Annotated in this window: 18 protein-coding genes; 9 read left to right on the forward strand and 9 right to left on the reverse strand. The window is 70.4% G+C overall.

Annotated features, from left to right (window positions below; translation table 11 throughout):
- Positions 1 to 3 precede the first annotated feature (3 nt).
- Both BJP32_RS03940 and BJP32_RS03945 read left to right on the forward strand, forming a co-directional pair.
- Positions 4 to 531 carry a TadE/TadG family type IV pilus assembly protein gene (locus tag BJP32_RS03940; RefSeq protein WP_046652531.1) on the forward strand — a complete coding sequence of 176 codons (528 nt, stop codon included), beginning with the start codon at positions 4 to 6 and terminating at the stop codon, positions 529 to 531.
- Complete coding sequence (locus BJP32_RS03945) at positions 528 to 1,106, forward strand: TadE/TadG family type IV pilus assembly protein (protein WP_046652532.1); 579 nt, start codon at positions 528 to 530, stop codon at positions 1,104 to 1,106. Before BJP32_RS03940 ends, BJP32_RS03945 begins: the two co-directional genes overlap by 4 nt.
- Here the strand turns inward: BJP32_RS03945 and BJP32_RS03950 are convergent.
- From BJP32_RS03950 to BJP32_RS17850, 8 genes are all read right to left on the reverse strand, one after another.
- Positions 1,103 to 2,179: an anthranilate synthase component I family protein gene (locus BJP32_RS03950; RefSeq protein ID WP_083673880.1), complete on the reverse strand. Its 1,077-nt coding sequence runs from the start codon at positions 2,177 to 2,179 to the stop codon at positions 1,103 to 1,105. The genes BJP32_RS03945 and BJP32_RS03950 overlap by 4 nt on opposite strands.
- Before the next feature lie 248 nt (positions 2,180 to 2,427).
- Positions 2,428 to 3,204, reverse strand: coding sequence for a tyrosine-protein phosphatase (locus BJP32_RS03955; RefSeq protein ID WP_076223004.1), 777 nt, complete (start codon positions 3,202 to 3,204; stop codon positions 2,428 to 2,430).
- 43 nt (positions 3,205 to 3,247) lie between these two features.
- Positions 3,248 to 3,577, reverse strand: a complete 330-nt coding sequence (locus BJP32_RS03960) for a transcriptional regulator (protein WP_076223006.1) — start codon at positions 3,575 to 3,577, stop codon at positions 3,248 to 3,250.
- Between the two features lies 1 nt (position 3,578).
- Positions 3,579 to 4,205 carry a hypothetical protein gene (locus tag BJP32_RS03965; protein ID WP_076223008.1) on the reverse strand — a complete coding sequence of 209 codons (627 nt, stop codon included), beginning with the start codon at positions 4,203 to 4,205 and terminating at the stop codon, positions 3,579 to 3,581.
- A gap of 157 nt (positions 4,206 to 4,362) precedes the next feature.
- Positions 4,363 to 5,808 (reverse strand): AMP nucleosidase, encoded by a 1,446-nt coding sequence (locus BJP32_RS03970; RefSeq protein ID WP_076223010.1) that lies wholly within the window; start codon positions 5,806 to 5,808, stop codon positions 4,363 to 4,365.
- 75 nt (positions 5,809 to 5,883) lie between these two features.
- Complete coding sequence (locus BJP32_RS03975; protein ID WP_076223012.1) at positions 5,884 to 6,534, reverse strand: alpha/beta hydrolase fold domain-containing protein; 651 nt, start codon at positions 6,532 to 6,534, stop codon at positions 5,884 to 5,886.
- A gap of 64 nt (positions 6,535 to 6,598) precedes the next feature.
- Positions 6,599 to 8,719: a S9 family peptidase gene (locus BJP32_RS03980; RefSeq protein WP_076223014.1), complete on the reverse strand. Its 2,121-nt coding sequence runs from the start codon at positions 8,717 to 8,719 to the stop codon at positions 6,599 to 6,601.
- 88 nt (positions 8,720 to 8,807) lie between these two features.
- The gene (locus tag BJP32_RS17850; RefSeq protein WP_076223016.1) at positions 8,808 to 10,904 is read right to left on the reverse strand and encodes a S9 family peptidase; all 2,097 of its coding nucleotides are present in this window, start codon (positions 10,902 to 10,904) and stop codon (positions 8,808 to 8,810) included.
- A gap of 69 nt (positions 10,905 to 10,973) precedes the next feature.
- On the opposite strand from BJP32_RS17850, the gene BJP32_RS03990 reads away from it, so the two are divergent.
- From BJP32_RS03990 to trxA, 7 genes are all read left to right on the forward strand, one after another.
- Positions 10,974 to 11,852, forward strand: a complete 879-nt coding sequence (locus BJP32_RS03990; protein ID WP_076223018.1) for a GNAT family N-acetyltransferase — start codon at positions 10,974 to 10,976, stop codon at positions 11,850 to 11,852.
- Between the two features lie 10 nt (positions 11,853 to 11,862).
- Complete coding sequence (gene tsaE, locus BJP32_RS03995; protein WP_003166381.1) at positions 11,863 to 12,366, forward strand: tRNA (adenosine(37)-N6)-threonylcarbamoyltransferase complex ATPase subunit type 1 TsaE; 504 nt, start codon at positions 11,863 to 11,865, stop codon at positions 12,364 to 12,366.
- The gene (gene amgK / locus BJP32_RS04000) at positions 12,359 to 13,447 is read left to right on the forward strand and encodes an N-acetylmuramate/N-acetylglucosamine kinase AmgK (RefSeq protein ID WP_076223020.1); all 1,089 of its coding nucleotides are present in this window, start codon (positions 12,359 to 12,361) and stop codon (positions 13,445 to 13,447) included. The genes tsaE and amgK overlap by 8 nt, the downstream gene beginning before the upstream one ends.
- Positions 13,444 to 14,157 (forward strand): N-acetylmuramate alpha-1-phosphate uridylyltransferase MurU, encoded by a 714-nt coding sequence (murU, locus tag BJP32_RS04005; RefSeq protein WP_076223022.1) that lies wholly within the window; start codon positions 13,444 to 13,446, stop codon positions 14,155 to 14,157. Before amgK ends, murU begins: the two co-directional genes overlap by 4 nt.
- A gap of 2 nt (positions 14,158 to 14,159) precedes the next feature.
- On the forward strand, positions 14,160 to 17,234 hold the full coding sequence (gene addB, locus BJP32_RS04010; RefSeq protein WP_076223024.1) for a double-strand break repair protein AddB: 3,075 nt from the start codon (positions 14,160 to 14,162) through the stop codon (positions 17,232 to 17,234).
- Positions 17,231 to 20,659, forward strand: a complete 3,429-nt coding sequence (gene addA, locus BJP32_RS04015; RefSeq protein WP_046652548.1) for a double-strand break repair helicase AddA — start codon at positions 17,231 to 17,233, stop codon at positions 20,657 to 20,659. The genes addB and addA overlap by 4 nt, the downstream gene beginning before the upstream one ends.
- 123 nt (positions 20,660 to 20,782) lie before the next feature.
- Positions 20,783 to 21,115, forward strand: coding sequence for a thioredoxin (gene trxA, locus BJP32_RS04020; RefSeq protein ID WP_003166386.1), 333 nt, complete (start codon positions 20,783 to 20,785; stop codon positions 21,113 to 21,115).
- A gap of 157 nt (positions 21,116 to 21,272) precedes the next feature.
- Here trxA and BJP32_RS04025 read toward each other — a convergent pair whose 3' ends face one another.
- Positions 21,273 to 22,559, reverse strand: a complete 1,287-nt coding sequence (locus BJP32_RS04025; protein WP_046652549.1) for a folylpolyglutamate synthase/dihydrofolate synthase family protein — start codon at positions 22,557 to 22,559, stop codon at positions 21,273 to 21,275.

The raw sequence follows: 22,559 nt of genomic DNA on the forward strand, positions 1-22,559 counted from the left end.
CCCATGCGCCGAGGGCTGGGCCTGATGCATCGTCGGCGTCGTCGCGAGGGCTCCACCGCCGTGGAGTTCGCCCTCGTGGCCTTCCCTTTCTTCATCCTGCTGTTCGGCATATTGGAGATCGGTCTGATGCTGCTGGTCGACGCCCTGGTCGAAACGGCCGTCTCCGACGCTGGACGCCAGATCCGCACCGGTCTGGCTCAGGAACAGCAATTGGAGATTGGAGACATCAAAGAGCGCCTGTGCGCCAAGATGAGCGTCTTCGCCGCCGACTGCCCCAGCCGCGCCTTCATCGACATCCGCGTAGTCGACGGTTTCTCGACCCCGCCGGACGCCGACCCGCTGAAAACAGGCGTCTTCGATCCCAGCGTCCTGACCTATATGCCGGGTGATCCCGGCGATCGGGTGCTGGTGCGCGTCTGGTACGAACAGCCCATCGTCACACCCTTTATCGCCCAGGCCGTGTCGCGCACCACCGATCATCGCGTGATGCTGACCACCACCCTGGCCTTCCGCAATGAGCCCTACCAATGAGGCGCGCCGCGAACATCCGGCCGCTGCGCCGCCTGTTGCGGGACCGGCGCGGGGTCTCGGCGGTCGAGTTCGCCCTGATCGCGCCCGTGATGATCACCATCTACTTCGGCCTGATCGAATTCTCCCAGGGCTATATGGCTGAGCGCCGCGCCAGCCACGTCGCCTCCATGGTCGCGGATCTGGTGGCCCAGTCCGGCGGCACCAATGTCGAGGATCTGAAAGGCGTCTTCGCGATCGGCGACATGATCATGCGGCCCTTCTCCGCCGAGACCCTGTCGATCCGCGTCTCAAGCGTCACCGTGGATACGCGCGGCGTCGCCACGGTCGAATGGAGCCGCGCCAAGAGCGCCAAGGACGCCAAGGGTGCCGACATCCTACCGGCCCGCGGCCGGGGATCCCCCGTCGCCGACCTCCCGCCGGACCTGATCACCGACGGCCAGACTGTGATTCTGGGCGAGACGAACTACGGCTATGCGTCCGCCTTCGGCCAGATGATTCCGGGCGGCATCGCCTTTCAGCGGAACTACTATCTGCGGCCGCGGACGACGGATCGGATCGCCTGCACCGACTGCTAATCGACGCCGACCAGGGCCTCCTTCAAGGCGCGGAACTTGGCCTCGGTCTCCAGCCGTTCGGCGCGGGGATCACTGTCGGCGACGATCCCCGCCCCGGCCAGGGCGCGCCAGCGCCAGCCGTCCGCACGACGCTCGAACGCCGCCGTGCGGATCAGGACCGAGGCCGTCAGCCGCGCCTCGTCGCCTAGCCCCCAGCCAAACAGAGAGCCGCACCACGGCCCGCGCGGCGGCTCGTGGCCCGCGATCACCTTCATGGCCTGATGCTTGGGCGCGCCGGTGATGGAGCCGGGCGGGAAGGCGGCCTCCATGACCTCGGCGGGGCCGACGCCCTGCGCCGCCTGGGCGCTCACCGTCGAGACCAGATGATGCACCGTCGGATGGCTCTCCAGCGCGAACAGGCGCTCGACCTGAACCGAACCGGGCCGCGCCGCCCGCGCCACGTCGTTGCGCATCAGATCGACGATCATCAGGTTCTCGGCCCGGTCCTTGGCGCTGGCGACCAGCTCCGCCGCCAGGGCCGCGTCGCGCGCCGGGTCGGGGTGGCGCGCGCGGGTGCCCTTGATCGGCCGGGTCTCGATACGACCGCTGTCGCCGTCGAAGGTCAGGAACAGTTCCGGCGAGTTGGACACCAACGCCCGCTCGCCCAGCCGCCAGAAGGCGCCATAGGCCGCGCCCCGCCCCGCCGACAGCCGCAGGAACACCTCGAACGGATCGCGCTCCGGCTGCAGCCGCCCGGTCCAGGCGCGCGCGATATTGGCCTGGAACAGCTCCCCGGCGCCGATGCGGGCGACCACGTCGGCCACCGCCGCCTCATAGGCCGCGCCCGAACCTTCCTCGATCACGCCGTCACTCGGCGGCGCGGGCGTGTCCGTCGAGGCCGCCGTCTCTAGCCAGGCCGCCGCGCGCTGCGCCTCAAGGCGCGCCGCATCGATGTCCACCCCGCGCCCGATCGCCCGCACCTGTCGGTCTTGGTGGTCGAAGGCCAGCAGGGCCGGATAGCGCGCCAGCATCAGGTCCGGCCAGTCGCCCCCACGCTCGCCGGTTGCAGGCCGCGCCCCGGCGTCATAGCTCATCAGCCCGACGACCCCGCCGTCTGCATAGGCGGGCTCACGCAGGCGCTGGAACAGCGCCCCATCGTCCGCACGACCGACAAACGTCTGATCCGGTTCACAGGCCACGAAGGACCAGCGTCCGCCGTGCGCCCGCGCGTCGCCCGCCCCGGCCAGCAGGGCGAGGGCGCCCGCGCGACGATTCACCCCCGCCGCCGCCGCCAGGGGATCGCGCCACGGGCGCGTCTCGACATGGCGAACAGATAAGCCGCTCACGGCGTCAACCGCGCCTGGATGCGGTCGGCCAGCGACGCATCCACGCCCAGAACGCGCTCCAGATAGGCGTCGACCGAGCCGCTGTGCGCGCGCATGGCGCCGAAGGCCTCGTCCAGATAGGCCGCCTCGACGCCCAGAAAGGCGACCACCGCCCCGTGCGACGCCGTGCGGCCGGTCATGGCGGTCAGCTTGCGCGCGACCTCATCGGCCCGACCGTCCATATCCACGGCCTGATTGGTCGCCAGATAGTCCGCCATCAGGTCGTCGTGGGCCACGCCCAGCAGTCTGTGGGTCAGGGCCGCCAGAAGGCCGGTTCGGTCCTTGCCCGCCGCGCAGTGGATCAGCACCGGCCCCTCGACCTCGGCCAGCAGGCGGAAGTAGCGCCCGAACAGGTCGACATGGGCCGCCTCGAACGGCAGGCGGCGATAGGTTTCGGTCATGAAGGCGCGGCCTGACGTCTCGGTCAGGTCGGCGGTCTTCAGAAAGGTCAGGTGCGGCGCCTCGCCGCCGTCGTCATGGTCGCTTTCGATCAGTCTCCCGGCCCAGCCGACCGGACGACGCGAGGGCTGGGCTCGCCGCTCGCTGGGCCGACGCAGATCGACCACGGCCGCCAGCCCCAGCGCCTCCAACCGCGCTACGTCCGCCTGCGTCGCCCGCGCCTGATGCGCCGCGCGGTAGAGGCGCCCGCGCGCCAGCAGGCGATCGTCCACGGCGTAGCCGCCATAGTCGCGGAAGTTGTCGATGGCCTCGAACGGCGAAAGGCGGTCGCTCATGACCGCCTTTCTTAGACTGTTCGACGGGAGGCGCCAGTCTGGGCTAACGCCCCGCCACCAGGGCCGACATGGCGTCCAGATAGGCGAGGAAGGCGTCACGCCCCGTCTCCGTCATGCTGGCCCGCGTCAGGGGCTTGCGGCCCTGGAAACTCTTGGACACGGCGACGAAGCCCGCCTCCTCCAGCTTGCGCAAATGCACCGACAGATTGCCGTCCGTCGTCTGCAGCCGCGCCTTCAGCTCGCCGAAGTCGGCGCTCTCCACCCCGGACAGATAGGCCATGATCCCCAGGCGCACCCGGCCGTGGATCACCTCGTCGATGCGGCCGATGTCGAAGTCGTCGCCTGTATCGGTCACGGGTTCCGTGGCGGTCATGTCAAACCACTCCCGTCGGTTCTTGGCGCACCAGGATCAAACCGGGGATCAGCGCGAACAGGAACAATCCGGCCGCATAACCCAGCCACATCAGCGGACTGCCGATCAGGAAGGCGATCAGCGGCGTCGCGATCCAGCAGCCCACCGCCAGCCACCACTGCCACTTCTGCCCGCTCATCGTCGCCGACACCGCCCAGGCGGAGCCATAAAGGGCGAAGATCAGCGACGGGAAAACCATGGCGGCGGTGTCGCTCTGCGTCTTCCACCCGATCACCCCCATGGCCAGGGACATGACGAAAATGCCCAGACCGGCGCCCATCCAACCCGCGCCGGAGGCGCGATTGCTCGCCGATTGCGCGCCCGGTTTGCGGTCCGCCTGCCTGATCCCCACGATCAGGGCGCCGAAAAAGATCAGCATGGCCGTCCCCCAGACAACCGGGTAGGCGACGGGCGAAACGTCTATCAGGCCGCTGTCGACGCCGTAGTGAACGATAGCCGCCACGCCGAACACCAGACCTGCGGTGATCAGAATGCGGCCGCCCACCAGCGGCGCCTGACGCCCTTCCTGGGCGAGGGCCTTCATATAGGCGATGTCGTCGTGAACGGATTGAACCTGGTCGCGGGTCATGGCGTCTCTCCCTGCTTGTAGCAAAAAAGATGAGCCAAGAACTTTCTTTTGTAAAGTTCTTTTGTTGTCGTCGACGCGCGGGTGCGGTTACCCCCTCCACCCAAGCAAAAAAGGCGCCGGGGAAAACCCGACGCCCTCGCTAGGTCAGCGTTTCGGCTTACCTAAACGGCGGCTCATCGAAGGCGCGCAGTTTGCGCGAGTGCAGACGAGCGCCCTCGGCCCTGAGCAGGTCCACCGCCTGAATGCCGATCTGCAAATGCTCGGAGATCGAACCTTCGTAGAAGCGGTTGGCCTGGCCCGGCAGCTTGATCTCGCCGTGCAGCGGCTTGTCCGAGACGCACAGCAGCGTCCCGTAAGGCACGCGGAAGCGATAGCCCTGCGCGGCGATGGTGGCGCTTTCCATGTCGATGGCGACGGCGCGGCTCTGGTTGAAGCGCAGGGCCGACTTGGAATAGCGCAGCTCCCAGTTGCGGTCGTCGGTGGTGACCACGGTGCCGGTGCGCAGCCGCTTCTTCACCTCTTCGCCCGGCGCGCCCGAGACCAGCTTGGTGGCATCGTAGAGGGCGCGCTGCACCTCGGCGATGTTGGGGATCGGAATGTCGGCGGGCAGGACGGCGTCCAGCACATGATCGTCGCGCAAGTAAGCGTGGGCCAGCACATAGTCGCCGATGGTCTGGCTGCCGCGCAGGCCGCCGCAATGGCCGATCATCATCCAGGCGTGCGGCCGCATGACCGCCAGGTGGTCGCAGATGGTCTTGGCGTTGGATGGCCCGACGCCGATGTTGACCAGGGTGATGCCCTGACCGTCCGGCCGCGTCAGGTGATAGGCCGGCATCTGATGCTTGCGCCAGGCGGCGTCCATGATGGCCGCCTCGGGGTTGTCGGTGGCGCTGGTCACCACCACGCCCCCGGCGCAGGACAGGCTTTCATAGGGGCTGTCGGGGTCGGCGATCTCGGCCGTAGCCCAGCGCACGAACTCGTCGACGTAGCGGTTGTAGTTGGTGAACAGGATGAAGCTCTGCACGTCCTCGACCGGCGTGCCGGTGTAGTGACGCAGGCGAGCCAGCGAGAAGTCGGTGCGCAGGCCGTCGAACTGGGCCAGGGGGAAGTCCTCGCCCGGCTCGAACAGGCCGTCCGAGATTTCATCGCCGATGTGGGCCAGATCCGTGGTCGGGAACCAGCGGGCGATGGCCGCCGTCATGGAGCTGTCCAGCACCACGCCGGAACCGTCCAGCACATAGGGGAAGGGGATTTCCTGTTCCGACGGCTCGACCGTGATCCGGGCGCCGTATTCATCGGACAGCAGCGTCAGTTGCTCCAGCAGATAGGCGCGGTACAGGTCGGGGCGGGTGACGGTGGTCGTATAGACGCCGGGGCGCGACAGGCGGCCGAAGGCGCGGGTCTCGAGATCCTGCGGGCGGTCGCCGAACCAGCTGATGGTCAGTCGGGGATAGGCGAACAGGCCGGCGGCCCGAGCTTCGGGATCGGCGCGCTCGCCGGTCTCGAGAAAACGCTTCACTGCGGTGCGCAGGTTGGCGACCGATTGATTGTAGAGGGTTTCGAGGCGGTCCAGCGCCGCCTGGGGGGTCATCTTGTCTGTCATGGCTTCCTCTAGCGGAAAACCGTGACCTTGGCGAGACGGGGGAAACACGCTGACACGACAGTTGACCGCCGAGACCTAGCCCAGCGCCCCGCGCAGGAAGGCGAGTGCGCCCGCCCTATCGCCCGCCGCTCCGCGCCAGACCGGCGCTGCGTCGGGGGCGCCGCCATAGGCGGACGGGTCGGTGAAGGTCGCGTCCGGCCGCTGCGGCGCGCCCAAGGCCGCCGCCGCGCGCACCGCGCCGGGCGCGCCCGCCGCCGCCAGATAGCGCCGGTCCAGCGCCAGCATCAGAGCCGCGCGGCCGCTCTCGCCCTGGCCCAGCACGCCGATCCGCCTCGCGTCGCCGCCCAGATCAGCCGCCCGCCGCGCCGCCCAGGCGAGGGCCGCCGCCGCATCGGCGATATAGGCCGGGTAGATGCTGCTCGGCGCTGCGCGTCGGTCGGCCACGACCACGACGAAGCCGCGCTCGGCCAGATCGCGCGCCGCCCGTTCATCCGCCGCGTCGGGCGCGCCGTCGGGCAGCAGGACCAGGATCGGCAAGCCTCCCGCCCGCGCCGGGCGATAGAGGCGCACCGTCTGACGCGGATCGGCGCCATAGGCCGCGCGCGCCATCCGCCAGCCGGGCGGCCCCAGCGGGGTCGGCAGCGTCGGGCCTTCGCCGACCAACGGCGCGCAGGCCGCCGTCGCCACAGTCGCCAGAAGCGGCGCCAGAAGCCCTCGTCTCGTCATTCCGCCTCCCCGAAAGCCGAAGGGCGCGGCCCTGTCGAACCGCGCCCCGAAGTCAGGCCGAGCCCTACTTGGCCAGATGCTTTTCCAGCCAGCCGAACACCTCATTGTGCCATTGCAGGCTGTTGGCCGGCTTCAGCACCCAGTGGTTCTCGTCCGGGAAGAAGACGAAGCGGCTCTCGACCCCGCGCCGTTGCAGGGCGGTGAAGGTCGACAGGGCCTGAGACGTCGGGATGCGGAAATCGAGGTCGCCCTGGATCACCAGCATCGGGTCGCGCCAGTTCTGCACGTGGTTGGCCGGGTTGAACTTCTGATAGCCTTCCGGATTCTCCCACGGCGTGCCGCCGTATTCCCACTCGGTGAACCACAGCTCCTCGGTGCCGTAGCCCATGCCGAAGGTGTCGAAGACGCCGTCGTGGTTGACCAGGCATTTGAACTCGCCCGGCCAGTTGCCGGCGATCCAGTTGATCATATAGCCGCCGTAGGAGGCGCCCAGGGCGCAGGCGTTGTTCCCGTCCAGGAAGTCATACTTCGACTGGGCGAAGGCCCAGCCCTTCTGCAGGTCTTCCAGCGGGCGGTCGCCCCAGTGCTGGCTGATGGCGTCGGTGAATTCCTGGCCGTAACCGGTCGAGCCGTGGAAATCGATCATCACCACCGCATAGCCCGCGCCCGCATAGGTCTCGGGGTTCCAGCGATAGGACCAGCTGTTGCCGAACGAGCCCTGCGGCCCGCCATGGATCAGGAAGGCGACCGGATACTTCTGTCCTTCGACGTAATTCGCCGGCTTGATGACATAGCCGTGGACCGTCTCATTGTTCCAGCCGGGGAAGCTGAACTGCTCGGCCTCGCCGAAGGCCTTGGTCGCCAGCTGCGGGTTCACGTTGGTCAGGCGGCGCGGCATTTCGCGGCCGCGATAGGTCTTGAAGAACAGGTCGCTGGGCGAGGTCAGGGTGTCGACCGCCATGACGAAGCCCGAGGGCGTCTGCTGAAAGGCGCCGACGTGGCCTTCGCCTGTCAGCGGCGTCACCACCCCGTTGCGCGCGTCGATGGCGAACAGGCGGGTCTGACCGACGTCGCCCGCCGTCGTATAGAGGGTGTTCCCGTCCTTCGACCATTGCAGCGTATCGGCCGAGCGATCCCAGTTGGCCGCGATCTGGCGCGTCTGGCCGGTGGCGACGTCGCGCAGGAAGATCGAATATTTGTCGGCCTCGAAGCCCGGACGAGCCATGGCGCGGTAGGCCAGGGTCTGACCGTCGGGCGAGAAGACCGGGCCGGTGTCCCAGGCCGGGTTGGCCTCGGTCAGATTGGTCAGTTGGCCGGGCGCCGAGACGGCGACGCTGTAGAGGTCGAAGTTGGTGCTCCACGGCTCGCTGTTCCCGGCCTTGCGCGCCGAGAAGACCAGCGACCGCCCGTCAGGGGCGAAGGTGAACTCGCTCTCGTCGCCGAACGGCTTGGAGGGGGTGTCGCCGTCGAAGCCCTTCGTGACCCAGACCGGCTCGCCGCCCGCCTTGCCGTCGGCGCCGATCGACTGGACGAAGAGGTGGTTCTGGGTGTGGTCGTTCCACGTATCCCAGTGACGCACGAACATGCGATCATAGACCTGGCCGGTCGACTTGCGCTCGGCCTCGGTCTTGCCGCGCGCGACCGAGGCGTTCAGGTCCGCCGCATCCGGGTAGACAGCCAGAGACACGGCCACGGCGTCGCCCGCGCCATTGATGCGATAGGCGTTGACGTCGGTCGGCAGGGCCGTGACCTGCGTCGCCGTCGCGCCCTTGTCGGCCGAGACCCAGACCTGGCTGGAGCCCGAACGGCCCGACAGGAAATACAGCTTGCCGTCGGCGCCCCAGCGGGCGGTGTTGGCGCCGCCTTCGGAGATGGCCAGCTTCTGCGGCTGCGCCTCGCCCTTCAGGCCCAGGAGGTAGAGGGCGCTGGAGCGCTTGTTGGCCGCCACATCCGTCTGGGTCAGCGAATAGACCACCCACTCGCCGTCCGGCGACACCTGAGGATCGCCCAGCCGGTTGGCCGAGATCATGTCCTGATAGGTGAAGGCGGCGCGGGCCTGGGCCGTCGCTGGGGCCGTCGCCGCGGCCGGAGCGGCGAGCGTCCCCTCGGCCAGGGCCGGAAGGGCCGTGGCGGTCAGCAGGGCGGCGGCGCTGAGGCCGGACAGGAGATGGGGCAGGCGGCGCATTCAGGCGCTCCTCATGCGGATGTGAAGTCTGGCCGAAGGCCTAACACCGCCGCGCGCCGCCCGCAAAGTCTCCTGTTCAGCTCGCGGTTTACTGACCTTCCTTCGTCCAGTCGGCCGTCCAGTCCAGGATCTCCTGCTGCCACTCGACCCAGGTCTGGGGCTTCAGCACCCAGTGGTTCTCGTCCGGCACATGGACGAAGCGGCTGGGGATGTTCAGGCGCTGCAGCGCTGAGAAGGTCGCCAGCCCCTGCTCCATCGGCACGCGGAAATCCTTGGAGCCGTGCAGCACCAGCATCGGTTTCTTCCAGTCGCCGGCGTAGGTCTCGGGGTTGTGGGCGTCATAGACCGCCTTGCGGTCCCAGGTCGCGCCGCCGAACTCATGGATGAAGGTCGAGATGTCCATGGCGTTCATCAGCTGCGGCACGTCGAACACCCCGGCGTGGTTGACCAGGCAGCGCCACGGCTCGTTCCACTGGCCCGCGATCATATTGACCATATAGCCGCCGTAGGAGGCGCCCAGCGCGCAGGCGCGTTCGCCGTCGATCCACGGATTGGCCGACAGCGCCGCCTGCCAGCCCTTTTGCAGGTCTTCCAGCGGACGATCGCCCCAGTGGTCGTTGATGGCGTCGGTGAAGGCCTGGCCGTAGCCCGGCGAGCCGTGGAAGTTGACCATCACCACCGCATAGCCCGCCGCCGTATAGACCTGCGGATTCCAGCGGTAGGACCAGCTCTCGGTCCAGGGCGACTTGGGCCCGCCGTGGATCAGATAGACGGCCGGATATTTGCGGCCCTCGACGAAGCCCGCGGGCTTGAACACCCAGCCGTGCGCCGTCTCGTCGTTCCAGCCGGGGAAGCGGATTTCCTCGGGACGGGGCAGATCGATGCGGGCCAGCAGTTCGGCGTTGTGCTGGGTGGCCTGACGCGCGGCCTGGCCGTTCCGGGCGATGAAGACCTGCGTCGGGGCCGTGAAGCTCTCATGGGCGTAGGCCAGGACGCCGCCGACCTCGTCGAAATCGCCGACCGAGCCGATGTCGGTCAGGGCCTTCACCGCGCCGGTGCGGGCGTCGATCTCGAACAGGCGGTTCTGGCCTTCGTCGGCGGCCGTCACATAGAGCGCACGGCCGTCCGAACGCCAGGTCAGGCCGCTGGGGCCGCGATCCCAATTGGTCAGGGCGCGGGCGTTCGCGCCGTTCGCATCGGCCACCATGACCACCGGCTGATCGCCGCCGACGTTCTCGCGCGGAGCGGCCAGCCAGGCCAGACGCCGTCCGTCGGGCGACAGGGCGGGCGCGCCGTCCGGCCCCGAGTGATCCGGGGTCAGGTTGACGGCGGGGCCGCCGTCCAGGCTCAGGCGATACAGGTCGCTGTTGTTGGTGAAGGCGGCGCGGTCCGCCTGCTTGCGCGCCGCATAGATGAAGGCGCGCCCGTCACGCGCGATCGTCAGCCCGCCCTCGCCGACGCTGACGTCGGCGTCCAGTCCGGCGGTCAGGTCGCGCGGCTGACCCTCGGCGAAGCCCGAGCCGTTCAGCGGCTGCAGGAAGATGTGGCTCTGGCGTCCGTCGGCCCAGCGGTCGAACACCCGCAGCGGCATCCGGTCATAGACCTGCTGGTTCGACTTGGCCCGTTCGGCCAGGCGGTCCTTGGTGCAGTCCAGGGTCTCGCAGTCCGTATAGACCGACACGCCCAGCACCAGGGCCTTGCCGTCCGGCGTGAAGCGGAAGCCCGACAGGGACACCGGCAAGGTCGTCACCTGGGCCGCCGCCATGCCCTCGCGGTCCGTCCGCCACACCTGGTTCGACCCGCCGCGCGGCGACAGGAAATAGATCGACTGCCCGTCCGGCGCCCAGCGCGCGCCCGAGACGCCGCCCTCTGAGATCGGCAGGCGACGCGGCGCCGTCGCGCCGTCGACGTCGACCATCCACAGGCCGGTCAGGTTGCGGTTGCCCTCCCAGTCCGTCCGGGTGACGGCGTAGATGACGCGACGGCCGTCGGGCGAGACGCGCGGATCGCCGACCCGCTCCATCATCGCCAGATCCTTCAGCCCGAGGCGGTCCGAGGCCTCAGCCTGAGCCGGCGCAACCGCTGCGGCCGGCGCTTCCTGGGCCAAAACCGGCGTCGCGGCCAAGCCGCCCGCCAGCAACAGCATCTGGACGGCCGCCGCCGTCATCCAGTGTGATTGGGTCATTACGCTACACTCCCCCAAAGAATGGTCAGGCTTCCTGCATAGGCGGCGATCCGGTCCTAGCCAAGCTGGATGGCGCTTGCCCGCCGCCGCCGCCTCGGCGACAAGCAGGCGATGAGTCCGGCTCCGCACATTGTCGACGTCCTGATCGCCGAGCGCGCGCCCCGGCTGACGGGATCGGCCGCCTGGCCTTTGGCGCGGCCCGCCCTCTACGGCCTGCTCGACTACGCCAAGGCGCGGCGCATGGCCGACGCCATCGGCCCCATGGCCGGACGACAGGCGCTGGATTACGTCTCCGACCTGCTGGAGTTGACGGTGCGGACGGCGCATCTGGACCGCCTGCCTGCGTCTGGCCGCTGCCTGGTGGTGTGCAACCACCCGACCGGCATCGCCGACGGCCTGGCCGTGCACGACGCCCTGCGCACGGTGCGCAACGACCTGATCTATTTCGCCAACGCCGACGCCCTGCGCGTCTCGCCCCGCCTGTCGGAGACCGTCGTCCCCGTCGAATGGGTCACGGCCAAGCGCACGCGCGAAAAGACCCGCGCCACCCTCCAGGCCGCCAAGGAAGCGTTCGAGGCCGAACGCTGCGTCGTCATGTTCCCGGCCGGGCGTCTGGCCCGCGTCGGCCGGGACGGCTTGCTGACCGACCCCGACTGGGCCGCCACCGCCGCTTCGCTCGCCCGCAAGTACGAGGCGCCGGTGATCCCGATCCACGTCGCCGGTCCGACCAGCCGCCTGTTCCACCTGTTCGACAAGGTGTCGCAAGAGTTGCGCGACATCACCCTCTTCCACGAACTGCTGAACAAGAAGGGCCGCGCCTTCGACCTGATCGTCGGCCGCCCCATCCCGCCGCTGGCCCTGGACGTCGACGCCCAGGCCGCCACCCTGAAACTGAAAACCTTCGTCGAGCGGACCCTGGCCGCCGATCCTGACGCGACCTTCGCCTGATGCCCTCCGCATGACGACTTTCGACCTTCCCGACGCCGACGCCACCACCCGCCTCGGCGAAGCCATCGCCCCCCTGCTGGAACCGGGCGAGGCCGTCCTGCTCTACGGCCCGCTGGGCATGGGCAAGTCGACGCTGGCGCGGGGCCTGATCCGCGCCCTGACGCGCCCCGACGAGGACGTGCCGTCGCCGACCTTCACCCTGGTCCAGTTCTATGAGAGCGATCCGCCCATCGCCCATTTCGACCTCTATCGCCTGACCCGGCCCGAGGAGGCCTTCGAGGTCGGACTGGACGAGGCGCTGGACGAAGGCTGCGCCCTGATCGAATGGCCCGAACGCCTGGGCGACGATCCCGGCCGGATGCTGGGCCCCGACCGGTTGATCATCGAAATCTCGGAACCCGCCCCTCAAGCAGCCGCCCTCCGCGAGGGCGGCGATAGGGGCCTCTCTGGAAGAGTTGCGACCGTTTCCGGCGCAGGCTCGTGGGAAGCGAAACTGAAGGAACTCCATGTCTGACCGCGAAGCCCTCCGTCTCGATTTTCTGCGCTCGGCCGGGCTGGCCGGGGCCGTCCGCGCGCCCCTGCCCGGCGACGCCTCGACACGCCGATACGAGCGGCTGACCACGCCGTCCGGCGCCTTCCTGATGCTGATGGATCAGGCCCCCGCCGCCGAGAGCCGCCCCTGCGATCCGTCATGGACGCCGGACCAGCGCCACGCGCACGGCTGGAACGCCGTCGCCCGCCTGTCGGCCGGACGCATCGAGGCCTTCGCCGCCGTCGCCGCCCACCTGAAGTCGCTCGGCCTGTCGGCGCCCGAGATCGTCGCCGTCGACGCCCCCAACGGCCTGGCCGTGATCGAGGATTTCGGCGACGCCCTGTTCGCCCGCGTCATTGAGGACGGCGCCGACCCCGCCCCCCTCTATCGCGCCGCCGTCGAGGCGCTCGCCGTCCTGCACGCCGCCCCGACGCCCGAGACGCTGACGGGCGCAGCGGGCGACTGGCCCCTGCTGACCTATGACCAGACGGCGCTGCAAGGCGGGGCCGACCTCTTCGTCGAATGGCTGCCCAAGCTGATCCCCTCGCTCAGCTTCGACGACGCCGCCGTCGCCGAATGGCGCGCCGCTTGGGCGCCGATCACGACGGCGGGCGAGGCGGGCGCCTCCATCATGGCCCACCGCGACTATCACGCCGAGAACCTGATCCGGCTGGACGGCAGGACCGGCGCCGCCTCGGTCGGGATGATCGACTTCCAGGATGCGGTGAAGGCCCACCCGTCATGGGATCTGCACTCCCTGCTGCAGGATGCCCGCCGCGACGTGGCGCCCGAACTGGAGGCTCTGGCGCTCGAGCATTATTTCGCCCTGCGCCCCGAGACCGACCGCGAGGCCTTCATGGCGTCCTACGCCGGTCTGGCCGCCCTGAACGAGGCGCGCATTCTCGGGATCTTCGCCCGCCTGATCGCCCGCGACGGCAAGCCCCGCTACGCCGCCTTTATGCCGCGCATGTGGGCGCACCTGAACGCCAATCTGACGGCGCCCGGTCTCGAAGCCGTCGCCGCCTGGATGGACCGCCACGCGCCGAAGGAAGTGCGTCGATGACCGCCCCCCCCACCGCCATGGTCCTGGCCGCCGGGCTCGGCACGCGGATGCGCCCGCTCACCAACGACCGGCCCAAGGCTCTGGTCGAGGTCGGCGGCAAGGCGCTGATCGACCATGTGCTCGACCGGCTGGCCGAGGCGGGCGTGACCGACGTCGTGGTCAACGTCCACTGGTTCGCCGACCGGCTGGAAAGCCATCTGGCCGCCCGCACGCGGCCGAGCATCCGCATCTCTGACGAGCGCGCCGAACTGCTGGAGACCGGCGGCGGGCTGAAGAAGGCCCGCCCCCTGCTGGGCGACGGTCCGGTGTTCGTGGCCAATATCGACAGCGTGTGGATCGACCGGGGCGACGCTCTGGGCGACCTGATCCGCCTATGGAATCCCGCGCGCATGGACGCCGCCCTGCTGCTGGCCCGGCGCGAAGGCTCCATCGGCTTCGAGGGCGGCGGCGACTTCTTCCTCGGCGACAACGGCGCCCTGACCTTCCGGGGCGAGGCCGCCAGCGCGCCCTACGCCTATATGGGCGTCCACATCACCCGGCCGGACTACGCCGACCAGGGCCCCGACGGCCCCTTCTCGCTCAGCCCCCTGTGGCGCGCCTCGGCCGCCGAGGGTCGCCTGTTCGGCTGCGTGCTCGACGGCGACTGGATGCACGTCGGCGACCCGCAGGCGCGCGATGAAGCCGAGGCGCGGCTGAAGGCGGAGATCTGACCATGACGGGGGGGCGCTTCGATCCTTTCTCGGGTGACGGCCCGCGATGGCGCGCCGTGCCCGCCTGGCGGCCCTTCCTCGAAGACCTGGCGGCGGGGGTGCTGGACTGGTTGGGCGACGCCCCGCCCGAGACCCTGACCGACGCCACCATCCTGCTGCCCAACCGCCGCGCCGCCCGCGCCTTCTCCTTCGCCCTGGGCAAGCTGGCGGGCGAGCGCCCCGTTCTGCTGCCTCAGGTCCGCCCGCTCGGCGATCTGGAAGAAGACGAGCCGCCCTTCGCCCCCGGCGAACTGGGTCTGGACCTGCCGCCCGCCATCGCCCCTCTGACGCGCCGCTTCGAGATGGCGCGCATGATCGCCGAGGATTTCGAGCCGGGGATGAAGCCCCTGCGCGCCCTCGAAATGGCCGATGCGCTGGGCGCCTTCCTTGATTCCTGCCAACTCGAGGAAGTCTCAGATCTGTCGCGCGTCGCGACGCTGGCGGAACAGGATCTGGCCGAGCACTGGCGCGAGAGCGCGCGCTTCCTCGGCCTCGCCGTCGACGCCTGGCCGAAACGGCTGGAGGCGCTGGGCCTGGTCGACCCCGCCTGGCGCCGCGCGACCCTGCTGCGTCGTCTGGCCGAGGCGTGGGATGCCCGCCCGCCTCAGGCCCCGGTCATCGCCGCCGGGTCCACTGGCACCGTCCCCGCCGCCGCCGACGTGCTGAGGGCCGTGGCCAAGGCGCCGCAGGGCGTGGTCGTCCTGCCCGGCCTCGACCTCGATCTGGCCGCCGACGCCTGGGACCGCATCGACGACCAGCATCCGCAGGCGGCGCTGAAGGCTCTGCTGGCCCGCGCCGAAGTCGCACGCGAAGCCGTCCAGCCGTGGCACCAGCCGCCGCTCGATCCCGCCATCGAGGCGCGAGGCCTGGCCCGCCAGCGCCTGATCAACGAAGCCCTGCGCCCGGCCGAGGCCACCGACGACTGGCGCCGCGAGATCAAACGCCTGCGCGCCCGCTCGGCCGAGGCGGGCCGCGCCGCCGACCCCATCGCCGAGGGCCTGTCGGGCCTGACCGTCCTGTCTGTCCGCGCCGAGGAGGAGGCGGCGACCGCCGTCGCCCTGATGATGCGCGAGAGCCTTGAGCACCGCACGCCCGACGGCCGCCCCATCACCTGCGCCCTGGTGACGCCGGACCTGCAGCTGTCGCGTCGGGTCGAGGCGCGGCTGGCGCGTTGGGGCATCGTGGCGGACTCCTCGACCGGCCAGCCGCTGTCGCGAATGACGGCGGGCGTGCTGGTCGACCTTTGCGCCCGCTTCCTGGCCGAACCGCTGAAGCCGCAGACCCTTCTGGCCCTGCTGAAGCACCCGCTGGTCCGCCTCGATCTGGGCGAGACGTCGCTGCACGACGCCGCCGAGGCGCTGGAGGAACACGCCCTGCGCGGCCCGCGCCCGCGCCGCTGGTCCCAGCTTCACGAACGCCTGCTGAAGGCGGCCGAGCCTCGGCGCGGCGGCCTGCCGCTGGCCGACTGGAAGCTGGCCCGGTTGAAAAGCGCGCAGACCCTCGCGGACCGGCTGGAGGCGCTGGCGACCGCGCGCCCCTGTCCGCCGGACGAGGCCGCCCGGACCCTGACCGCTCTGATCGAGGCCTTGGCCGGTCAGAACGCCTGGGCCGGGCCAGACGGCGAGGCGGCGGCCTCCCTGCTGTCGGCGCTGATCGAAGGCGGCGGTCCGCTGGGCCCCACTACCCCCGCTGAGTTCGCCGATCTGATCGCCGCCTTGCTGGCCGAGACGACGGTGCGCACCGGCGGCGCCACCCATCCGTCCCTTCGCATTCTCGGCGCCATCGAGGCGCGGCTGGCGCGGGCCGACCGCATGATCCTGGCCGGGCTGGAGGAGGGCGTCTGGCCCAACGCCGCCCCGGTCGATCCCTTCCTGTCGCGACCGATGCGCGCCGCCCTGCCCCTGCCCGCGCCCGAGCGGCGTCTGGGCCAGACGGCGCAGGACTTCGTCCAGGCCGCCTGCGCCGATGAAGCGATCATGGTCCACTGCGAGCGGCGCGGCGGCCAGCCCGCCGTGCGCTCGCGCTGGCTGTGGCGACTGGAGATGCTGACGCGCGGCGCCCATGCCGATGACACGCCGGTCAGGCTCAGCGCCCCTGAGGGCGTCGCCGACTGGACCCGCGCTCTGGACGCCCCGCCGCCCGGCCCGGCCCGGCTGGCCCCGCGCCCCGCGCCCACGCCCCCGGTCGAGCGCCGTCCGCGCAGCCTCTATGTCACCGGGGTCGAGCGTTGGGTCCGCGACCCTTACGCCCTCTACGCCCGCCGCATCCTCAACCTCGAACCGATGGAGCGCCCCGGCGCCTCGGCCGAGGCCCTGGCCCGCGGCAACGCCGTGCACAAGGCCATCGAGCGCCTGACCGAGGACTGGCCCGACCTGCTGCCCGACGATCTCGACGCAGTGCTCGAGCGCCTGCTGCTGGAGGAGCTGGGAGCCCACGGCTTCGAGGACGCCGCCATGGCCCGCGAGGCGCCGCTGGCGAAGAACGCCGCCCGCTGGCTGGCCGGGTTCGAGACCGAGCGTCGTGCGCGCGGCGTGGCCCTGCTGATCGAGCAGCAGGGAGCCCTGACCTTCAACGCGCCGGGCGGCCCCTTCACCGTCAAGGCCTACGCCGACCGCATCGAGGTCGGCGCCCTGTCGGCCTCCGTCATGGACTTCAAGACCGGCCAGGTGCCGACCGCCAAACAGATCAAGGCGGGCTTTGCGCCCCAACTGACCCTGACGGGCGCCATCCTGGCCGCCGGCGGCTTCAAGAAGACGAACGGTCCCGTCCCGCCAGAGGAGCTGACCTACGTCCGCGTCGTCGGCCGCAAGAAGGCGGGCGAGGTCGCCGTGCGCGCGGCCGGGCCGGAAGCGCAAATCCTGTCCGACGCCGCTCTGCAAGGCCTGATGGCGCGCGTCGCCGAGTTCGACCGGCCGGAGACGCCCTACCTCTCGTGGGCCGCGCCTCATCTGATGGGCAGCTACAGCCCCTACAACCTGCTGGCCCGCGTCTGGGAGTGGCACGTCATCGGCGGCGGCGAAGAAGGAGAGGCGGAATGAACCTCCACGTCCGCGACGGCCTCACCCCCCAGACCCGCGCCGCCGACCCGGCCCGCTCGGTCTTCGTCACCGCCAACGCCGGATCCGGCAAGACCACCACCCTGGTCAGCCGGGTGGCGCGCCTGCTGCTGGGCGGCGCCGCGCCCTCGGCCATCTTGTGCGTGACCTATACCAAGGCCGCCGCCGCCGAGATGCAGGCCCGCCTGTTCGAGACGCTCGGCAAATGGGCCGTCATGGACGACGGCGAACTGTCAGCGGAACTGGCCCGTCTGGACGACAGCGACCCCGCCGCCCTCAACCCCGCCCGCCTGTCCGAGGCGCGTCGCCTGTTCGCCCGCGCCCTGGAGACGCCCGGCGGGCTGAAGATCCAGACCATCCACGCCTTCTGCGAAAAGCTGCTGCGCCGCTTCCCCATCGAGGCGGGCGTCTCGCCGCGTTTCACCGTGCTGGAGAATGAGGGGGCGATCGCCCTCAGCCACGCCGCGCGCGAAGACCTGGCCCGCGCCGCCCTCGCCGACGCCGAGGGGCCGGTGGGCGAGGCCTACAGCCATTTCGCCGTCGAACTGGACTGGGGCCGCTTCCAGGATCTGCTGGCCCTGATCGAGGCCAAGCGCGCCGAACTGACCGACTATGTCGCCCGCGTCGCCGACGGCCGCGCGCCCGGCCCCTACGTCCTGACCGGCGCAGACCCGCAGAAGACGCCCGAAGACATCGAGGCCGACTTCCTGCGCTGGCTGGACCGGGGCGAGGTCCGCCGCATGGCCGAGCTGATAGCCACCGGCTCCAAGACCGACAAGGACCGGGCCGCCGAACTGATCCACGCCCTCGACCACGACTGGAGCTTCCATGGTCTGGGCGTCGTCTTCCTGACCGGCTCCGGCTCGCCCCGCAAGTCGATGGCGACGAAGCAGGCTCCCCCCGACGCCGCAGGCTGGCTGACAGACCTGCAGGACAAGTTCCTGGCCGCGCGCGACCAGTTGCGCGCCGCCAGGGTCGCCGACGACACCATCAGGCTGCTGACCCTCGCCAACGCCCACGCCGCCCTCTACGAGGCGGCCAAGACGGCCCACGGCGCGCTCGACTTCTCGGACCTGGTGGCGCGCACGGTCGAACTGCTGACCGTCCGCTCGACCGCCGCCTGGGTGCTGTACAAGCTGGACGGCGGCGTCGATCACGTCCTGATCGACGAGGCCCAGGACACCGCGCCCGAACAGTGGGCCATCATGCGCGCCCTGACCGGCGAGTTCTTCACCGTCCCTGATACCGACCGCACTGTCTTCGCCGTCGGCGACGAAAAGCAGTCGATCTACTCCTTCCAGGGCGCCCGGCCCGAGCGGCTGCGGCAGGAAGCGCAGGTCTACGACAGCCTGATCACCGGCGCGGGCGGCGCCTTCGAGGGCGTGCCGCTGGAGACTTCCTACCGCTCGACCGAGGCGGTGCTGAAGTTCGTGGACGAAGTCTTCGCCACGCCCGAACGCGCCCGCGCCCTGGTCGGGGAAACGGGCGAGATTCCGCACCACACCGCCGCCCGTCAGGGCCAGCCCGGCGCGGTCGAACTGTGGCCCCTGTTCTTGGACGAGGCCCCGCCCGAGCGCGACGCCTGGACCGATCCCGTCGATCAGGAAGGAACCGCCAGCGCCCGCAAGCGCATGGCCCAGACCCTGGCGCTCGAGATCAAACGTCAGGTCGAGACCGGCGCCGTCGTGTTCGACAAGGGCGGCGCCGCGCGCCCGTGCGGCTACGGCGACTTCCTGATCCTGGTCCGCCGCCGCGACGCGACCTTCGAGGAGATCATCCGCGCCCTGAAGGCGGCCGGCGCGCCCGTGGCGGGCGCCGACCGGCTGAAGCTGTCCCAGCACATCGTCTTCGACGACCTGAAGGCGCTGGCCCGCTTCGCCCTCTTTCCCGGGGACGACCTGACCGTGGCCGAGGTGCTGCGCGGCCCCTTCTGCGACGTGGATGAGAACAGCCTGTTTGAGCTCGCCGGCCTTAAGGACCGCAAGGGCCTGTGGCGCGAGCTGAAGCGCCGGGCGGGCGAGCGGCCCGAGTGGGGTCAGGCGCTGGACCTGCTGCGCGCCGCGCGCGGCGCCCGCGACCTCGATCCGTTCGGCTTCTTCTCACGCCTGCTGAACCGGGTGGACGCGACCGGCCGATCAGGCCGCGCCCGCATCCTGACCCGACTGGGGCGCGAAGCCGAGGAAGCCGTCGACGAGACCCTCAATCAGGTGCTGGCCGCCGAGGGACGCGGCGGGATCGATCTGGAGACCTGCCTCGCCCTGCTGGAAGCCGCCGACGTCGAGGTGAAGCGCGAACTGGAAGGGCCGCGCGGCGAAGTCCGCGTCATGACCGTCCACGGCGCCAAGGGGCTGGAGGCGCCGGTCGTCATCCTGCCCGACACGACGATGAAGGCGAAGGCGCAGGGGCCTTCCTTGATGCCGGTCGCCACCGAGAGCGGCGAAGCCTGGCTGATGTGTCCCGGCTCGTCGAAGGAGGACTGCCCCGCCTCGGTCGACGCCCGCGCGGCGCGCGAGGCGCGGGTCGGCGATGAATCCCTGCGCCTGCTCTACGTCGCCCTGACCCGCGCGCGCGACCGGGTGATCGTCATGGGACGCGGCTCCAAACGCGCGCCCGAGGCCGGGGACTGGTGGTCGGTGATCGAAGAGACGTTCGACCGGCTAGGCGATCAGGTGCGCGAGCTCGACGGCGGCGTCCGCCGCTACGGCGCCGATCCCGACAGCCTGCCCGCCGCCGTCGCCACGGCGGCAGCCCAACCCGAGGCTCCCGCCTGGGCGCGGACTGAGCCGCCGCGCGACGCCGCCGCCCGCTTCGCCTCGCCCTCGCAGATGCAGGAGCAGAAACGCATCCCGGCGCCGTCGCCCTTGGCGCGCGGCGAAGGGCCGGGCGCCGGGCTGGGCCGCTTCCGACGCGGCGACCTGATCCACCGCCTGCTGGAGCGCCTGCCCGACCTGCCCGCCTCCGACCGTCCCGACGCCGCTCGCCGGATGTTGGCCCGCGAGCGCGACCTGACCGAGGACCAGCGCGCCGAGATGATCGCCGCCGCCTTCGGGGTGCTGGACGACGCCCGGTTCGCCCCCGTCTTCGGCCCCGGCAGCCGCGCCGAGGTCGCCCTGACCGGGACCGCGCCCGACCTGCCGTCCGGCGTGTCCATCTCGGGCCGCATCGACCGGCTGGTGGTCACGCCCGAGCGGGTGTTGGTGGTCGACTTCAAGTCCAACCGTCCCGCTCCCGATCTCGTCGAAGACGCCGATCCGGCCTATGTGCTGCAGATGGCGATCTACGCCGCCGTCCTGCGCCGCCTCTATCCAGACCGCACGGTCGAAGCGGCCCTGGTCTGGACCGATGGGCCGAAGCTGATGGCCGTGCCGCGGGGCCTGATGGACGCCGCTCTCGAAAATGCGCGTTGATTTGTCGGGGATTCGCACCCACATCTGCGCCTGAACGCCGGAAATTCAATTCGGCGCGCCACTAAACGCGCTCAAGCAGCGAGCGACCGCGTCGCGAGCGTAGCGCATAAAGGAGAGCCATTCATGGCGACTGTGAAAGTCACCGACGACAGCTTCGACGCCGACGTCCTCAAGTCCTCGACCCCCGTACTGGTGGATTTCTGGGCCGAGTGGTGCGGCCCCTGCAAGCAGATCGGCCCGGCGCTGGAGCAGATCGCCGACGAACTGGCCGGCAAGGTCACGGTCGCCAAGGTCAACATCGACGACAGCCCCATGGTCCCGTCCAAGATGGGCGTGAAGGGCATTCCGACCCTGATGCTGTTCAAGGACGGCCAGATGACCTCGATGAAGGTCGGCGCCATGCCCAAGGGCAAGATCGTCGAATGGCTGGCCGAAGCCGGCGTGACGGCGGACTGACACGACATTCTCCCTCCCCTTCATGGGGAGGGCGGCTGAGCCCATAGGGCGAAGTCGGGTGGGGCGGCGTTTCGAAAGAGGCGCCGCCTTTTTCTTTGTTCGCTTTGCTACGCGACCACCCTCCCCAAGCCGGGGAGGGAGAGGCCTGGCGTTTGCTTCAGATCGGCCAGGTCTCGCGGCTGGCGCCCAGCACCTCGCCCGCCAGATACAGCGAGCCGCAAATGACCACCCGTCCGGCGCCCAGGGCCAGGGCGCGGTCCAGCGCAGCGTCCACCGATCCCGCCGCCAGAGCGCCGAAGCCGCGTCCCTGCGCGACGGCGGCCAGGGCCTCCGGCTCGGCGGCCGTTCCGTCGAAAGCGACGGTGAAGACCTGGGCGTCGATCCCCTTCAGCGCCTCGAAGAAGCCGCCGGCGTCTTTGTTGCCCAACATACCGACGATCAAGGCGGTCGGGCGCGGCGCGCGCGTCTGGCGGTCGGCCAGGGCGCGGGCCAGGGCGCGGGCGGCGTGAGGATTGTGCCCGCCGTCCAGCCACAGTTCGGCGTCGGCTTTCTGGGCCTTCTCGGCATAGGGACCAGCCGTCAGCCGCTGCATCCGCGCGGGCCAGCGCACGGTCTTCAGCCCTTCGGCGATGGCGGCCTCAGGCAGGTCCAGCTCCAGCGCGGCGGCGATCGCCACGCCCGCATTGTCGAACTGGTGCGCGCCGGACAGGGCGGGTGCGGGCAGGTCGAGGAACCGCTCCTGATCCTGATAGACGAGGCCCCCGCGCTCGGACCAGGCGTCGAAATCCACGCCCATGACGGTCAGGGGCGAGCCGACCTCGGCCGCGCGGCGCTCGATCACCGCCATGGCCGCCTCGGACTGACGCGCCACGACGCCGCGCGCGCCCGCCTTGAGGATGCCCGCCTTCTCGCCCGCCACGCCCTCGATGGTCGCGCCCAGAAACTCGGCGTGGTCCAGATCGACCGGCGTGATGACGCTGAGCAGGGGCCGGGCGATGACGTTGGTGGCGTCCAGCGATCCGCCGAGGCCGACCTCGATGATGGCCAGGTCGGCGGGCGCCTCGCTCATGGCCAGAAGGCCCGCCGCCGTGGTGCTTTCGAACACCGTGGCTTCGCCGCCGGTCTGGGCCATCGCCGCCTCGACCCGGTCGAGGATGGCGTTCAGGGCGTCATCGGTGATCAGCGTCCCGGCCAACCGGATACGCTCGTTGAAACGCACCAGATGCGGCGAGGTATAGGCGTGGACGCGCAGGCCCGCGGATTCTGCGATGGCCCGGATCAGGGCGACCGTCGAGCCCTTGCCGTTGGTGCCCGCGACATGGACCACCGGCGGCAGCTTGTTCTGCGGATTCCCGAGCGCGGCGCACAGGGCCCGCATCCGATCCAGCGACAGGTCGATGCGCTGGGGATGCCGGGCGCGCAGGCGTTCCGAGATCGGGTCCAT

Source organism: Brevundimonas sp. ZS04 (assembly GCF_001956865.1).
In the GTDB taxonomy this organism is placed as follows: domain Bacteria; phylum Pseudomonadota; class Alphaproteobacteria; order Caulobacterales; family Caulobacteraceae; genus Brevundimonas; species Brevundimonas diminuta.

What these genes read in the sequence shown, in the direction of transcription:
- BJP32_RS03990 (WP_076223018.1), top strand. Translation starts at nt 10,974, where the DNA reads ATGGCGCTTGCCCGCCGCCGCCGCCTCGGCGACAAGCAGGCGATGAGT.
- amgK (WP_076223020.1), top strand. Translation starts at nt 12,359, where the DNA reads ATGTCTGACCGCGAAGCCCTCCGTCTCGATTTTCTGCGCTCGGCCGGG.
- BJP32_RS03975 (WP_076223012.1), bottom strand. Translation starts at nt 6,534, where the DNA reads ATGACGAGACGAGGGCTTCTGGCGCCGCTTCTGGCGACTGTGGCGACG.
- murU (WP_076223022.1), top strand. Translation starts at nt 13,444, where the DNA reads ATGACCGCCCCCCCCACCGCCATGGTCCTGGCCGCCGGGCTCGGCACG.
- addB (WP_076223024.1), top strand. Translation starts at nt 14,160, where the DNA reads ATGACGGGGGGGCGCTTCGATCCTTTCTCGGGTGACGGCCCGCGATGG.
- BJP32_RS04025 (WP_046652549.1), bottom strand. Translation starts at nt 22,559, where the DNA reads ATGGACCCGATCTCGGAACGCCTGCGCGCCCGGCATCCCCAGCGCATC.
- BJP32_RS03970 (WP_076223010.1), bottom strand. Translation starts at nt 5,808, where the DNA reads ATGACAGACAAGATGACCCCCCAGGCGGCGCTGGACCGCCTCGAAACC.
- BJP32_RS17850 (WP_076223016.1), bottom strand. Translation starts at nt 10,904, where the DNA reads ATGACCCAATCACACTGGATGACGGCGGCGGCCGTCCAGATGCTGTTG.
- trxA (WP_003166386.1), top strand. Translation starts at nt 20,783, where the DNA reads ATGGCGACTGTGAAAGTCACCGACGACAGCTTCGACGCCGACGTCCTC.
- addA (WP_046652548.1), top strand. Translation starts at nt 17,231, where the DNA reads ATGAACCTCCACGTCCGCGACGGCCTCACCCCCCAGACCCGCGCCGCC.
- BJP32_RS03940 (WP_046652531.1), top strand. Translation starts at nt 4, where the DNA reads ATGCGCCGAGGGCTGGGCCTGATGCATCGTCGGCGTCGTCGCGAGGGC.
- BJP32_RS03965 (WP_076223008.1), bottom strand. Translation starts at nt 4,205, where the DNA reads ATGACCCGCGACCAGGTTCAATCCGTTCACGACGACATCGCCTATATG.
- BJP32_RS03945 (WP_046652532.1), top strand. Translation starts at nt 528, where the DNA reads ATGAGGCGCGCCGCGAACATCCGGCCGCTGCGCCGCCTGTTGCGGGAC.
- BJP32_RS03955 (WP_076223004.1), bottom strand. Translation starts at nt 3,204, where the DNA reads ATGAGCGACCGCCTTTCGCCGTTCGAGGCCATCGACAACTTCCGCGAC.
- BJP32_RS03960 (WP_076223006.1), bottom strand. Translation starts at nt 3,577, where the DNA reads ATGACCGCCACGGAACCCGTGACCGATACAGGCGACGACTTCGACATC.
- BJP32_RS03950 (WP_083673880.1), bottom strand. Translation starts at nt 2,179, where the DNA reads ATGAGCTATGACGCCGGGGCGCGGCCTGCAACCGGCGAGCGTGGGGGC.
- BJP32_RS03980 (WP_076223014.1), bottom strand. Translation starts at nt 8,719, where the DNA reads ATGCGCCGCCTGCCCCATCTCCTGTCCGGCCTCAGCGCCGCCGCCCTG.
- tsaE (WP_003166381.1), top strand. Translation starts at nt 11,863, where the DNA reads ATGACGACTTTCGACCTTCCCGACGCCGACGCCACCACCCGCCTCGGC.